Source organism: Agromyces cavernae, from assembly GCF_021044935.1.
GTDB lineage: Bacteria > Actinomycetota > Actinomycetes > Actinomycetales > Microbacteriaceae > Agromyces > Agromyces cavernae.
Genome location: NZ_JAJNMP010000004.1, coordinates 323,916 through 337,517, shown reverse-complemented (window position 1 = coordinate 337,517; position 13,602 = coordinate 323,916). Strand labels below are relative to the sequence as shown.

The window sequence follows — 13,602 nt, the reverse complement described above, 5'->3', positions numbered from 1 at the left end:
AGAATGGACGGCATGAGCACGCTGCCCGCCACCACCGCCCTCCCGTTCAAGGTCGCCGACCTCTCGCTCGCCGAGGCGGGCCGGCACCAACTCCGGCTCGCCGAGAACGAGATGCCCGGCCTCATGGCACTGCGTGAGGAGTTCGGTGAGGCGCAGCCGCTCGCGGGCGCCCGCATCGCGGGCAGCCTGCACATGACCGTGCAGACGGCCGTGCTCATCGAGACGCTCGTCGCGCTCGGCGCCCAGGTGCGGTGGGCGAGCTGCAACATCTTCTCGACGCAAGACGAGGCCGCGGCCGCCGTCGTGGTCGGGCCGAGCGGCACGGTCGACGCACCCGCCGGCGTGCCCGTCTTCGCATGGAAGGGCGAGACGCTCGACGAGTACTGGTGGTGCACCGACCGCATCTTCGACTGGACCGCCGAAGCGGCCGAGGCGGGCGCCGACTGGATCGGCCCGAACATGATCCTCGACGACGGCGGCGACGCCACGCTCCTCGTGCACCGGGGCCGCGAGTTCGAGGCCGCGGGCGTCGTGCCCGAGGCCTCCGGTGACGCGAGTGCCGAATACCGCGTCGTGCTCGACACCCTGCGCCGCTCGCTCGAGATCTCGCCCGACCGGTGGACGCGCATCGCCGAAGAGCTGAAGGGCGTCACCGAAGAGACCACCACGGGCGTGCACCGCCTCTACGAGCTGCACGCCGAGGGCGAACTGCTGTTCCCGGCGATCAACGTCAACGACTCGGTCACGAAGTCGAAGTTCGACAACAAGTACGGCATCCGGCACTCGCTGCCCGACGGCCTCAACCGCGCCACCGACGTGCTCATGGGCGGCAAGGTCGCGTTCGTCGTCGGCTACGGCGACGTCGGCAAGGGTGCCGCCGAGGCGCTGCGCGGCCAGGGCGCCCGCGTCATCGTGAGCGAGGTCGATCCGATCTGCGCGCTGCAGGCCGCCATGGACGGGTACCAGGTCGCCCGTGTCGAAGACGTCGTCGGAGACGTCGACATCTTCGTCACCTGCACGGGCAACAAAGACGTGATCCGCCGCGAGCACATGCTCGCCATGAAGCACCTCGCGATCGTCGCGAACGTCGGCCACTTCGACAACGAGATCGACATGGCCGCGCTCGAGTCGCTCGAGGGCGCCGAGAAGGTCGAGATCAAGCCCCAGGTGCACGAGTGGCGCCTGCCCACGGGCCGCTCGATCCTCGTGCTGAGCGAAGGCCGCCTCATGAACCTCGGCAACGCGACGGGACATCCGTCGTTCGTCATGTCGAACTCGTTCACCAACCAGGTACTCGCCCAGATCGAGCTGTGGACGCGCCCTGACGCGTACCCCGTCGGCGTCTACGTGCTGCCCAAGCACCTCGACGAGAAGGTCGCGCGCCTGCACCTCGACTCGCTCGGCGTGACGCTCACCGAGCTGAGCCCCGAGCAGGCCGCCTACATCGGCGTGCCGGTCGAGGGCCCCTACAAGGTCGACCACTACCGCTACTGAGCCGGGCCGGTCGCGCGCGCCCCCGCCCCACCCCGTCCCGCCGCACCCACCCGCCCCCCGTCCCACCCGTTCCGTCCCGAAAACAGGAAGACACGCCGCAGCGGCCTCGAGAACAGGAAGACACGCCGAGGTCGAGCGCCCGCGTTCCTGTTTTCGAGACGATGACGGACGGGCGTGGACGGGCGTGGACGGGTGTCGACGGGCGTCGACGGGTGTCGCGGATGTCGCACGCCTCGCTCCTGGCACGGGGAAGCGGCCGGGGGCGCGTTAGCGCTCGGGGAACCCTGCCGGCGTCGAGGTGAGCACCGGGCCGAGCGCGGCCATGCGGGCCGACTCGAGGCCGAGTGCGGCGAGGTCGCGTTCGCGCCGCAGCGCGGCGACACCGGCGAGGAATCGCTCGGCCGGGACATCCGGAACCGGTGAGACGAAAGGCGCGACCTCTGCGGCGAGGGATGTCGCGAGCCGCAGCCGACTCTCGGACACGAGGTGATCGGCGTTCGTGAAGAACGCGGCGACTCGCCGGGCGAGGGGATCGGGGAGCCGCGCGACGTCGGCGATGGTTGCCCATCCCGTGAGTTCGACGGGCACCCCGAACGCGGTCGACGGCGGCACCGGCACCCGTTCGACCTGGGCGTGCGTGCCCGCGAGCAGGTCGCCGAGCCGCTTCGACGAGGGGTTCAGGAACCCGACGAGCACGGCGAGGCCGCCGAAGGTCAGGTAGATCTCGATGACGCCGGTGAGGGCTCGGATGAGCGCGTGCCGGAAGCCGATCGCACCGCCGTCGTCCCGTACGACGCGCAGTCCGAGGGCGAGCTTGCCGAGCGAGCGGCCGCGGGTCGCCGTCTCGACCGTGGTGGGTACGAGCACGATGACCGTGACGACGCCCGCGATGAGGATCGCGCGGAACGCCGCCTCGTCGACGCCGAGGCCCGAGACCGCCCACAGCAGGCCGAGGAAGAGCGCGATGCTCACGAGCACGTCGATCGCGGTGCCGCCGCCGCGGATGAGCGCGCTCGCGGGGCGCACGTCGAGTGAGACGGCCTCGCCCGTGAGCACGCCGTCGTCGTCGAACCGGGCGACTCTGACGAAGGCGGCGGTCGATTCGGCCATGGGTAGTATTCAAGCAGATGGACCTCGACGCTCTCGCCGCCGCCCGCCACGACGATTGGCAGCGCCTCGACGCGCTCGCACGACAGCGTCGCCTCGACGGGCCCGAGACCGACGAGCTCATCGATCGGTACCAGGCCGGGGCATCCGACCTGTCTCTCGTGAAGTCGACCGCCGGCTCGACGGCGCTCGGCGACCGCCTCTCGATCTCGCTCGCGCGCGCACGCCTGAAGTTCACGGGTGCGCCCGAGAATCCGCTGCGCCAGCTCTCGCGGTTCGCCGGCGCGAGCCTGCCCGCGGCTCTGTACCGGCTGCGGTGGCTCACCCTCGCGGTGGCCGTCGCGACGTTCGTGATCGCCGGCCTCTACGCCTGGTGGATCACCGGCGATCCGCGTGCCATCGCCGCGCTCGGCAGTCCGGGCGAGCTCGAGCAGCTCGCCGAAGAGGGCTTCGTCGCGTACTACTCCGAGAACCCTGCGGCGTCGTTCGCGGGGGCCGTGTGGACCAACAACGCGTGGATCGCAGCGCAGTGCATCGCCTTCGGCGTGCTCGGCGTGTGGGTGCCGTACGTCATCCTGCAGAACGCGCAGAACCTCGGCATGACCGCCGCCGTCATGTTCGCCTACGACGAGGCCGACACGTTCTTCCTCTACATCGCCCCGCACGGCCTGCTCGAACTCACGTGCGTGTTCGTCGCCGCGGCCGCGGGCCTGCGCATCTTCTGGGCCTGGGTGGCGCCGGGGCCGCGCCCGCGCGGCATCGCACTCGCCGAAGACGCCCGGTCGCTGTTCACGGTCGCGATCGGGCTCGTGTTCTTCCTCTTCATCGCCGGCCTCATCGAGGGCTTCGTGACGCCGGCACCGTGGCCGTGGCCGGTGAAGATCGGCATCGGCGCACTCGCGCTCGCAGGGTTCCTCGCGTACATGCTCGTGCTCGGCGGTCGTGCGCGGCGCGCCGGCGAGACGGGCGACCTCGTCGAGTTCGACGCTGGCGCGACGCGCGTCGTCGCCGGCTGAGCGGCACCCGCCGACGGGCAAGGACGTCGGCCGGCAGGGCTCAGAGCTTGCCCGAGGCCTTCAACTCGAGGTAGCGGTCGGCAAGCGCCGGTGGCAGCTCGTGCGGCGCGGCGGCCACGGTGAGGGCGCCGAGTCGGCGGATCGCCGCACCGACGCGCTCGGCGTCGTTGAGACCGCGCTCGGCCGCGGCGGCGCGATAGACCTCGTCGAGGTCGCCGCGAGCGCGGCTCGCGTCGATGAGGGCCGGGTCGGCGACGGATGCCACCACCACGGTATGCCGCGCGGTGAGCTGTGGCAGCACCGAGAGCAGCCCCCGCGCGCTGCCGGGGGAGTCGGCAGCGGTGAGCAGCACCACGAGGGCGTGCCTGCTGGTCACACGGCGCACCTGGCCGGGCACGATCGCCCAGTCGGCCTCGACGAGCTCCGCGTCGATGCCGGCCATGGTGTCGACCATGCGGGCCAGCAGCTCGGGACCGGTGGCGCCGTGCACCCGGCCGCGCAGGCGCCGGTCGGTGGCGAGGAAGTCGACCCGGTCGCCCGCGTGCGTGGCGAGCGCCGCCAGCAGCAGCGATGCCTCGTAGGCCGTGTCGAGCCGTGGCTCGTCGGCGATTCGGGCGGCAGCGGTGCGCGACGTGTCGGCGACGATCACGATGCGGCGATCGCGTTCGGGGCGCCAGGTTCGCACCATGAGCCGCATGCTGCCCGGCACCTCGGGGTCGGCGTGACGTGCGGTCGCACGCCAGTCGATCGAGCGTACGTCGTCGCCGCGCACGTATTCGCGGATGGAGTCGAACTCGGTGCCCTGGCCGCGGATGAGCAGCGGGGTGCGGCCGTCGAGCTCGCGAAGCCTCGTGAGCCGCGAGGGCAGGTGCGCCCGCGAGTGGAACGGCGGAAGAACGCGCACGCGGCCGGGCGCGGCGAGGGTCGCCTGCCGTGACCAGAGCCGCAGCGGCCCCGCGGATCGGATCGTCACCTGCGAGGTGCGGCGGTCGCCGCGCCGCTGCGGCAGCAGCTCGAGCACGAGGCGCCGTCGTTCGGCGGGCGGGATGGTCAGGGCGGTGCGGTTGGACCCGACGACGCCGGCCGACGGCTCCCATGCATCGCGCACGGTCGCCCGAAGCGTGCGCGACCCCAGGTTCTGCACCGTGAGCACCGATGTGACGGGCTCACCGAGCCGCACGCGATCGGGGAGTTCGCGGGTCAACGCCACGCGCCGCGGCGACGCGGCGAGCGACAGGTCGATCGCCGCCGCCCCGATGACGAGGAACAACCACCCGACGAGCGCGAGCCAGGCCTCGGGCACGCCGGCGAGCCCCGCGACCACCACGGGGACGACCCCGAGCGCGAGGACGAGCGCGAACCGACCGGTCGGTGCCATCTCAGATCAGCGCCATCTCAGAGGGGGACCTGCACCTGTTGCACGATCGAACGCAGCACCGCGTCGACCGACACGCCCTCGAGCTCGGCCTCGGGTCGAAGCTGCACCCGGTGCCGCCACACGGGCAGCAGCATCGCCTGCACGTGGTCGGGGGTGAGGGACTCGTAGCCCGTGAGCCACGCCCACGCCTTCGATGCGGCGAGCAGTCCGGTGGTGCCGCGCGGGCTCACGCCGAGTCGCATCGACGGGCTGCGTCGGGTGGCGCGGGCGAGGTCGACGAGGTAGCCGAGCACATCGTCCTCGACGCGCACGGCCGCCGCCGCGGCGCGCGCAGCCGCGAGCTCGGCCGCGCCGAGCACGGGTTCGACGCCCGCCGCGGCGAGGTCGTGCGGGTCGAATCCGTCGGCGTGACGGCGCAGCAGCGACAGCTCGGAATCGCGCTCGGGGATGTCGAGCACGAGCTTGAGCAGGAACCGGTCGAGCTGCGCCTCGGGCAGCGCATACGTGCCCTCGTACTCGATGGGGTTCTGCGTCGCTGCCACCATGAACGGGTCGGGCAGCGGCCGGGTGACGCCGTCGGCCGAGACCTGGCGCTCCTCCATGGCCTCGAGCAGTGCCGACTGGGTCTTCGGCGGGGTGCGGTTGATCTCGTCGGCGAGCAGGATGTTGGTGAACACGGGACCCTCGCGGAACGCGAACTCACCCGAGCGCGGGTCGTACGCGAGCGAGCCCGTGACGTCGCCCGGCATGAGGTCGGGTGTGAACTGCACGCGCCGCGTGTCGAGGCGCAGGGTGCGGCTGAGCGTGCGCACCAGCAGGGTCTTGGCGACACCCGGGACGCCCTCGAGCAGCACGTGCCCACGGGTCAGCAGCGCGATGATGAGCCCGGTGACCGCGCCGTCCTGACCGACGACCGCCTTGCCGACCTCGGTGCGCACGCGGTTCAGGGCGGCACGCAGCTCGTCGTCGGGGTGGGCGGAGGCGGGCGCGGCGGCGGCGGCGGTGTCCGCCGGTGCGCCCGGCGCGCCGGCAGAGTCCTGCGGGGTCGTCGGATCGGTTGCGATCGGGTCGGTCATGGTCGCCTTCCTGCGGAGTCGTCCCCGGCTTCGGGGTGGGATGTCGCGGGCGCGAGCGTCGCCCGCACCTGGTCTTCGAGCGTGGTGAGGTCGGCGGCGAGCCGCACGAGGTCGCGATCGCCGGTGGGCGCGTCGTCGGCGAGAAGTCGGTGCACCGCGCCCGCTTCACGGCCGGTCGCGGCGGCTGCGGCGGCCGAGACTTCGTCGACGTGCGCCGTGCGGGGCAGCCGGAGCACCGAGGCGATGCGCTGGATGGCGCCGATGCGGAGCTGGTCGAGCGCATGGGTGCGCGCGGTGTTGCGCGCGTAGAGGCGGGCGCGCCCCTCGCTCGTCTCGCGGGCGGGGATGTGCACGGGGAGGTTCTCGGCGACGAGCGGGCCGAAGCGACGACCCTGCCACACGCCCGCGGCGATGACGACGATGATCGCGAGCACGAGCATCGGGCTGACCCAGCCGGGCGTCAGGTCACCGAGGGTCGGCGCAGCCTCGGCGTCGGCGTCGCCGGGACCGGGGAGGTACCAGACGAGGTCGTCGGAGGCGCCGGCGAGGCCGATGGCGAGGGCGGCGTTGCCGTGCTCGGCGATGCGGCCGTTCTCGAACGGGGTCGCCGCGGCGACGAGGGCGATCTCGGACCCGCCGTCGGTCTCGCCGAACACGACCGCATGGCCGAAGTCCGCGTCGCGGAAGCACCCGACCCAGCCGGCGTCGAGCGCGTCGTCGTCGACCGTCAGAAGGCGCTGCCCGTCTGAGAGCGAACCGGCGCGCTGGGCGGTCGGCACATCGCACGCGACATCGTCGAGCGGGCCGGTCGCCGCGCCGGCGAGCCGCACGCCGGGCGCGATGACCTCGAGCGCGCCGAACCCCGGCTCGACGACCACGAGCCGCTGCGCGAACATGGCGAGCCGTGCGAGCCGATCGTCGCCGAGCAGACCGTACTCGTCGTAGAGCACGACGGTCGCACCCTCATGGGCGCCCTCGAGTGCCGCGTCGTACGAGCGGGCGTCGGTGACGGTGACGCCGTGATCGGCGAGCACCTGCACGAGCGCCTTCGCCCCCGTCGGCCCCGGATTGTCGGCTCCGAGCCGGGGGCCGCCGCCGCTGACGGCGCCCTGCACGACGAAGATCACGATCGCACCGAGCACGAGCAGTGCGGCGAAGCCGATCCAGATGCGGCGTCGGCGCACGCTCGACCGCACGGTCGGCGTGAGTGCCACGGCGGCGTCGGCCGGGCCGTGGTCGGGCGTGCCGACGGCCACCCCGGTCGGAGTAGATGCACCGCTCATCGCACGGCCTCGAGAGATGCGTCGGCCGATGCCGGAGCCTCGGCTGGGCGGGCAGCCGCGAGTCGTGTCTCGAGCGCCGTGATCCGCTCGTACTCGGCCGCGTCGCCGGGGTGCCCGAGGTAGCGGACTCCCTCGAACCCGGCGGCCGCCGCGCGGATCCCGATCTCATCCTCGGGAAGTGCGCGGGTCGCGGCATCCGCGAACGCGCCTGCCGTCGTGCCGGGGTGCACGTGCACGAGGTCGCGATCGACCAGTCCGCGCACGATCGCCCGGAACCGCTCCTCGATCGCGAGCGGCCAATCGCCCGCGGCCGCGGCCGCAGTCGCGGCGCGACGCAACGCGGCGAGATCGCGCAGGTCGCCCTCGTCGAACAGCGGCACCGCCGCGGTGCGCGCACGCCGCAGCCGGGGGAGCCCGAACACGAGGAACGCGACCACGACGAGCGCCGCGACGACCACCACGACGATGAGGGTGAGCACGGGCCCGGGCACACCGGTCGCGCCGGCCAGGAGCTCGGCGAACCAGTCGCGCACGGCCTGCATCGCGAGGTCGAACGCCGTGGGCTGCGCGGCCTGGTATTCGGGCTTGGAGAGCTCGTCGGTGAGCCATCGGCGCGCCTCATCGGCGTCGGGAACGAGCGGGGTCGCCGCCGTCGAGGTGGGGATCACGTCGCGGGCGCCCCTGCGGTCGCGGGCGGGGCGAACGGATCGCCGACGGGGTGGCCCGTGTCGCGCAACTCGACCGTGCGCGCGAGCTCGAGGTCGAGGCCCTCGTGTCGCATGCGCAGGTCGACGTAGATGATTGCGACGAGCGCCGCCTGCACCACCGCCGTGATCGCCCCGATCACGAGCGAGAGGATGAGCGTCACGACCGTCGTGATGATCGTGACGGTGAGCCCTGCGCCCGTGCCGTTGGGGTCGATGAGGACGGCGAGGATGCTGCCGATGAACGAGATCGGCTGCACGACGACCTGGGACGCGAAGTTCAGGATGAGCGCGACGAGCAGCAGGGTGCCCAGCGTTCGCCAGAAGTAGTCGTTCGTGAGCAGCCACGACCGACGCACCGCGGCGCGGATGCCCGCACGCTCGAGCACGATGATGCTCGGCACGATCGAGAGCTTGGTGCCGAGCCACGCGGCGAGCACGGCGACGCCGAGGCCCGCGAGCAGCGTCGCGACGATCGCGACGACCAGTGCCGCGGGCGAGGTGAGCGCCCCGACGACGATGACGGCGACGAACGCCGCGATGACGAGGAGCACGGCGAGGGTGACGATCGCGGTCCACCCCAGCAACGGCCCGATGCGCTTCGCGGCCCTGCGCCACAGCGCCCCGAACCCGAGCCGTTCGCCGAGCGTGCCGGTTGCGACCTCGACCACCATGACGCCCTGCAGGAACGCCGCCGCGACGATCGAGACCGCGATCGGCACGAGCATGACGAGCAGCAGGCCGCCGACGCTGCCCGCCAGCAGGGCGTCGAGGTCTTCGGCGGCAGCGCTCTCGATGCGCGAGAACGTGAAGACGGCGAACGGCACGATGACGGCGATCGTCGCGATCGCCGAGATCAGCTGCACCACGAGGCCGCTGCCGAAGGTCGCCGCAGGGTTGCGCCGAAGCGCGGTGAACGGTGCCCACAGCAGCGTGCCGAAGCCCAGCGGCCGCAGCGGAAGCAGCCCCGGCTTGGGCGGCGGCGCCCACCCGCCCGATGTCCCCGGAAGGGGCGGCGGCGGTGCGCCGTAGGGCGAATCGGATGACCCGCCGCCGGGCTGCGACGCATACCCGGGAGCGGGCGCGCCCGAGGGCGAACCTGCGCTCGGAGCCGGGCCGCGCGAGGGTGCGCCGCCGGGCGCCTGCCAGTCGTGATCCGACACCTGTACGCGCTCCTTCCGGCGGGGTTTCCCCATGCTTTCACATTCGACCGACCGCTGCGGAGGCCGTCGCGTCGCATGGCGCCCGTCCACGGGACATCCGGCCGTCTGACGGTGTGAACGGCTAGTGTTGACGCACTGGATTCTGCCCCGCTCTCCGCGGCGACCGACAGAGATGAACAGATGCCTCCACGCGTACTCGTCGTCGATGACGACACCGCTCTCGCCGAGATGATCGGCATCGTGCTGCGCACCGAGGGTTTCGAACCCGTGTTCTGCGCCGACGGCGCAGGCGCGCTCGCCGCGTTCCGCGAGTCGAAGCCCGACCTCGTGCTGCTCGACCTCATGCTGCCGGGCGTCGACGGCATCGAGGTCTGCGGCCGCATCCGCGCCGAGTCCGGCACACCTATCATCATGCTGACCGCCAAGTCCGACACCGCCGATGTCGTGCGCGGCCTCGAGTCGGGTGCCGACGACTACATGGTCAAGCCGTTCAACCCCAAAGAGCTCGTCGCGCGCATCCGCACCCGTCTGCGCCCGTCACCCGACCCCGTCGCGGCGACGCTGGGCATCGGCGACCTCGTCATCGACGCCGCCGGTCATGAGGTGCGTCGCGGCGAGACCCGTATCAATCTCACGCCCCTCGAGTTCGACCTGCTGCTCACGCTCGCGTCGAAGCCCCAGCAGGTGTTCACCCGCGAGATGCTGCTCGAGCAGGTCTGGGGCTACCACTACAAGGCCGACACGCGGCTCGTGAACGTGCACGTGCAGCGCCTGCGCGCGAAGGTCGAGCACGACCCCGACAACCCCCGCATCGTGATGACGGTGCGCGGCGTCGGCTACCGCGCCGGCGCGACGACCTGAGGCGGCGCATGACGACGGCGGCCGAGGCTCCGGGGCGGTTCCAGCCCGGGTGGTGGCGGGAGGAGCCGCGGCGCCTCGCCGCGCTCTGGCGGCGCTCGCTGCAGTTCCGCACCGTCATCATCACGCTCGCCCTCTCGTCGCTCGCGATCCTCGTCATCGGCGCGTACATCTCGTTCAGCGTGGCGTCGAACATCTTCGAGCAGCAGCGCGACCGGGTGCTCGACGCGTCGAACAACGCGACGATCGCGGCGCAGCGCATTCTCAGCTCGTCCGATGCCGCCGACCGCGCGTCGCTGCAGAGCCTCATGAGCTCGACCGTGCGCACCGTGCAGGCGGTCTCGGGGAGCAACGCGATCAGGTACTTCCGGGTGCCCGACCAGGAGTCGAGCAGCATCGCCCCGCCCGACCGCGGCGACGCGGAGCTCAGCAACGTGATCACACCCGAGCTGCGCGAGCGGGTGCAGGCCAACCCGGGCGGGCAGTTCTGGCAGTCGGTCGGGCTCGCGAATCCCGACGGCGGCACCGACCCCGGCGTCGTCGTCGGCAGCGACCTCGAGGCGCCCCCCGGGGCCGGCCGGTACGAGCTCTACATCGGCTACAATTTCGCGGCAGCGCAGGACTCGCTCGCCTTCATGCAGGCCGTCGGCATCGTCGGCGCGATCGCCCTGCTCGCCCTGCTCACCGCGATCATCTTCCTCGTGGTGCGGTGGGTGATCGAGCCGATCCGCACCGCGGCCGCGACGAGCCGCCGGCTCGCCGCGGGCGATCTCGGCGTGCGCATGCCCTCGCGCGGCGAAGACGAGCTCGCCATCCTCGCCGCGTCGTTCAACGGCATGGCAGACAGCCTTCAGGCACGCATCCGGGAACTCGCCGAGCTCTCGGTCGTGCAGCAGCGGTTCGTGTCCGATGTCTCGCACGAGCTGCGCACCCCGCTCACGACGATCCGGCTCGCGGGCGACGTGCTGTACGGCCAGCGCGACGACTTCCCCGGCCCGACCTCGCGCACCGTCGAGCTGCTGCACACGCAGACCGACCGGTTCGAGCTGCTCCTCGCAGACCTGCTCGAGATCAGCCGCTACGACGCCGGATCCGTCGAGCTCGCGACCGAGCCGACGAACCTCGTGCACCTCGCGGGCGATGCGATCGAGTCGATGCACGAGCTCGCGCAGGGCCGCGGCAGCGAGCTTCGGCTCGTCGCCCCCGGCGGGCATCTCGACGCCGAGGTCGATCCCCGCCGCATCCGCCGCATCGTGCGGAACCTGCTCGGCAACGCGATCGAGCACGGCGAGGGTCGCCCCATCGTCGTCGCCGTCGATAGCAACGCCACGGCGATCGCCCTCTCGGTGCGTGACTACGGACTCGGCATGACGCAAGAAGAGAGCGCTCGCGTGTTCGACCGGTTCTGGCGCGCCGATCCGAGTCGGACGCGCACGATCGGCGGCACCGGACTCGGGCTCGCGATCTCCCTCGAAGACGCCGTCGCGCACGGCGGCACCCTCGACCTTTGGTCGCGGCCCGGCGCCGGCACGGTGTTCCGTCTCACGCTGCCGCGCACCGACGACGCTGCGGCCGTCGTCTCGCCGCTGCCGCTCGAGCCCGACGATGCCGGCGCCGAGGGCCCGCCGCCCACGGGCATGGTCACGACGGTCGAGAACGGTGCGATGCAGAACGGCGACGAGTCCGGCGCGATAGCGCCGGAGGGGGTGGATGCTCCGCCCGGGGCGTTCCCGTCGGCCCGAACCCCCGAGGAGGCCCGCGATGCATAGACGACACGGCGCTGCGGCATCCCTCGCCCTGATCCTGGTCGCGCTGCTCACCGCCTGCGTGTCGCTGCCGAGCTCCGGTCCGGTGACGGCAGGCAACCCCGAGCCGGTCGAGGAATCGCTCGAACTCGACACGTTCGCGCGCGGCCCGCAACCCGATGCCACGCAGCAGCAGATCGTGCAGGGCTTCATCGAGGCTGCGGCGAGCCCGCGCGGCCGCTACCAGGTGGCGCGAGAGTACCTCACGCCCGCGTTCGCCGGGGTATGGCAACCCGACGAACGCGCGACGATCGACGTGCTCGCTGATCGCGCGTACGAGCTGACGAGCGAGACCACGATGGTCGTCGACGTGACGCCGGCGGCCTCGCTCACGTCGAACGGGCAGTACGACCTGCCCGAGTCGAGCGCCGAGGTCGCGCTGCCGTACCGGCTCGAGCAGGTCGATGGGCAATGGCGCATCGCCGAGGCGCCGCAGGGCCTGCTCGTCGACGAGCTCACATTCGAAGAGGTGTTCCTTCCGCAGGCGCTGTACTTCTACGACACCGAGTACCGCTACCTCGTACCCGATCTGCGCTGGTTCGCGGGTCGCGACTCGGTGCAGACGAGCATCGTGCGGGCCCTGCTGGCCGGACCGGCCGACTGGCTCGATCCCGGGGTCGTCTCGGCGTTCCCCGAGGGGGTGCAGCTCGAGCCGAACTCGGTGCCGGTGTCGGGCCGAACCGCGAGCGTCGGCCTCTCGGGTGCCTCGTTCGACGACCTCGTCTCGGTGCAGCGCATGCAGGAGCAGCTCGACGCCAGCCTCGTCGGCAGCGTGCGCAACGTCGACGATGTCGTGCTGTCGCTCGACGGCGCCGAGCAGAACGTGCCCGCGCTGTCGCCCGAGCCCGAGGTGAATCCGCGAGTCGACCCGCGCCCGGTCGTGTTCGACGGCACGAGCTTCGGGCATCTCTCGACGTCGGGCGACTCGATCGAGCAGATCTCGGGGGTCTCGCCGCAGGTCGAGGCGCTCGCCCCCGATGGCGCCTCCGTCGGGCCCGGCGCCGAGGCCGTCGCGGTGCGGTCGGCCGGCGGCGTCGCGATCGTGCGCGCCGACGAGGACGCCGCGCCGCTCGATCCGAGACCGGGCCTCGTCGTGCCCGACATCGACCCGCAGGGCGTGGTCTGGTCGGTCCCTTCCGATGCGCCCGGCGAGCTCGTCGCGTTCCTCCCCGACGGCACCGAGCGCCAGATCCTGGTGCCGTGGGCGGGGAGTTCGATCGCGGCGATCGAGGTCTCGCGCGACGGCACGCGCGTCATCGCGCTGCTCGGCGACGGGGCGCGCACGCAGTTCGTGGCTGCCTCGATCGAGCGCGATGGCGACGGGTTCCCCACGCAACTCGGACCCGTGGGACTCCGAATGACGAGCGTTGCGGGCACGCCGCGCGACGTGGCGTGGCTCGACGCCCGCCGGGTCGCCTCGATCACCGCACTGCCCGGCGGCGAGACCCGCGTGATCATCCAGGTCGTCGGCGGATTCGCAGAGGTGGTGCAGGGCCCGGCCGAAGGCATCTCCGTCGTCGGCGGCAACGGCGAGCGAGACCTGCGGGTGCTCACGTCGGCGGGCGATCTCGTCGCGCGCAGCGGCGTCGGATGGCAGATCCGTGCAACCGGTATCCGGTTCACCGCGACGCAGCAGCCCGACTGAGCACGCGTCCTCGACAGGCGCGCACGATCCCGGCACATCCACATCTCCGACGCGGCCCGTTCACGTCCGGTCG

11 protein-coding genes are annotated in these 13,602 nt (G+C 72.2%); 5 read left to right on the top strand and 6 right to left on the bottom strand.

Features of this window, described 5'->3' with window-relative positions:
• The first annotated feature begins 12 nt into the window (after positions 1–12).
• Positions 13–1,494, top strand: a complete 1,482-nt coding sequence (gene ahcY, locus LQ757_RS17205; protein ID WP_231048496.1) for an adenosylhomocysteinase — start codon at positions 13–15, stop codon at positions 1,492–1,494.
• Between the two features lie 267 nt (positions 1,495–1,761).
• Here the strand turns inward: ahcY and LQ757_RS17200 are convergent, their stop codons facing one another.
• On the bottom strand, positions 1,762–2,604 hold the full coding sequence (locus LQ757_RS17200) for an RDD family protein (RefSeq protein ID WP_231048495.1): 843 nt from the start codon (positions 2,602–2,604) through the stop codon (positions 1,762–1,764).
• Positions 2,605–2,621: 17 nt separating this feature from the next.
• Here LQ757_RS17200 and LQ757_RS17195 point away from each other — a divergent pair, with 17 nt between their 5' ends.
• Positions 2,622–3,617 (top strand): stage II sporulation protein M, encoded by a 996-nt coding sequence (locus LQ757_RS17195; protein ID WP_231048494.1) that lies wholly within the window; start codon positions 2,622–2,624, stop codon positions 3,615–3,617.
• Positions 3,618–3,657: 40 nt separating this feature from the next.
• Here the strand turns inward: LQ757_RS17195 and LQ757_RS17190 are convergent, their stop codons facing one another.
• The 5 genes from LQ757_RS17190 to LQ757_RS17170 are packed head-to-tail and all read right to left on the bottom strand — an operon-like array spanning position 3,658 to position 9,221.
• On the bottom strand, positions 3,658–4,995 hold the full coding sequence (locus LQ757_RS17190; protein WP_231048493.1) for a DUF58 domain-containing protein: 1,338 nt from the start codon (positions 4,993–4,995) through the stop codon (positions 3,658–3,660).
• A gap of 17 nt (positions 4,996–5,012) precedes the next feature.
• Positions 5,013–6,071 (bottom strand): AAA family ATPase, encoded by a 1,059-nt coding sequence (locus LQ757_RS17185; RefSeq protein ID WP_231048492.1) that lies wholly within the window; start codon positions 6,069–6,071, stop codon positions 5,013–5,015.
• Positions 6,068–7,354 carry a DUF4350 domain-containing protein gene (locus LQ757_RS17180; protein WP_231048491.1) on the bottom strand — a complete coding sequence of 429 codons (1,287 nt, stop codon included), beginning with the start codon at positions 7,352–7,354 and terminating at the stop codon, positions 6,068–6,070. Before LQ757_RS17180 ends, LQ757_RS17185 begins: the two co-directional genes overlap by 4 nt.
• The gene (locus LQ757_RS17175; protein ID WP_231048490.1) at positions 7,351–8,022 is read right to left on the bottom strand and encodes a DUF4129 domain-containing protein; all 672 of its coding nucleotides are present in this window, start codon (positions 8,020–8,022) and stop codon (positions 7,351–7,353) included. Before LQ757_RS17175 ends, LQ757_RS17180 begins: the two co-directional genes overlap by 4 nt.
• Complete coding sequence (locus LQ757_RS17170; RefSeq protein WP_231048489.1) at positions 8,019–9,221, bottom strand: hypothetical protein; 1,203 nt, start codon at positions 9,219–9,221, stop codon at positions 8,019–8,021. Before LQ757_RS17170 ends, LQ757_RS17175 begins: the two co-directional genes overlap by 4 nt.
• A 180-nt stretch (positions 9,222–9,401) precedes the next feature.
• Here LQ757_RS17170 and mtrA point away from each other — a divergent pair, with 180 nt between their 5' ends.
• Genes mtrA through LQ757_RS17155 form a run of 3 tightly spaced genes read left to right on the top strand, consistent with a single transcriptional unit; the run spans position 9,402 to position 13,529 of the window.
• Positions 9,402–10,082: an MtrAB system response regulator MtrA gene (gene mtrA / locus LQ757_RS17165; protein ID WP_231048488.1), complete on the top strand. Its 681-nt coding sequence runs from the start codon at positions 9,402–9,404 to the stop codon at positions 10,080–10,082.
• Between the two features lie 8 nt (positions 10,083–10,090).
• Positions 10,091–11,848: an MtrAB system histidine kinase MtrB gene (gene mtrB / locus LQ757_RS17160; protein ID WP_231048487.1), complete on the top strand. Its 1,758-nt coding sequence runs from the start codon at positions 10,091–10,093 to the stop codon at positions 11,846–11,848.
• The gene (locus LQ757_RS17155) at positions 11,841–13,529 is read left to right on the top strand and encodes an LpqB family beta-propeller domain-containing protein (protein WP_231048486.1); all 1,689 of its coding nucleotides are present in this window, start codon (positions 11,841–11,843) and stop codon (positions 13,527–13,529) included. The genes mtrB and LQ757_RS17155 overlap by 8 nt, the downstream gene beginning before the upstream one ends.
• Positions 13,530–13,602 lie beyond the last annotated feature (73 nt).

Coding starts and splice junctions, on each gene's coding strand:
- LQ757_RS17180 (WP_231048491.1), bottom strand. CDS start 7,354: ATGAGCGGTGCATCTACTCCGACCGGGGTGGCCGTCGGCACGCCCGAC.
- LQ757_RS17190 (WP_231048493.1), bottom strand. CDS start 4,995: ATGGCACCGACCGGTCGGTTCGCGCTCGTCCTCGCGCTCGGGGTCGTC.
- mtrB (WP_231048487.1), top strand. CDS start 10,091: ATGACGACGGCGGCCGAGGCTCCGGGGCGGTTCCAGCCCGGGTGGTGG.
- LQ757_RS17200 (WP_231048495.1), bottom strand. CDS start 2,604: ATGGCCGAATCGACCGCCGCCTTCGTCAGAGTCGCCCGGTTCGACGAC.
- LQ757_RS17185 (WP_231048492.1), bottom strand. CDS start 6,071: ATGACCGACCCGATCGCAACCGATCCGACGACCCCGCAGGACTCTGCC.
- mtrA (WP_231048488.1), top strand. CDS start 9,402: ATGCCTCCACGCGTACTCGTCGTCGATGACGACACCGCTCTCGCCGAG.
- LQ757_RS17155 (WP_231048486.1), top strand. CDS start 11,841: ATGCATAGACGACACGGCGCTGCGGCATCCCTCGCCCTGATCCTGGTC.
- LQ757_RS17195 (WP_231048494.1), top strand. CDS start 2,622: ATGGACCTCGACGCTCTCGCCGCCGCCCGCCACGACGATTGGCAGCGC.
- ahcY (WP_231048496.1), top strand. CDS start 13: ATGAGCACGCTGCCCGCCACCACCGCCCTCCCGTTCAAGGTCGCCGAC.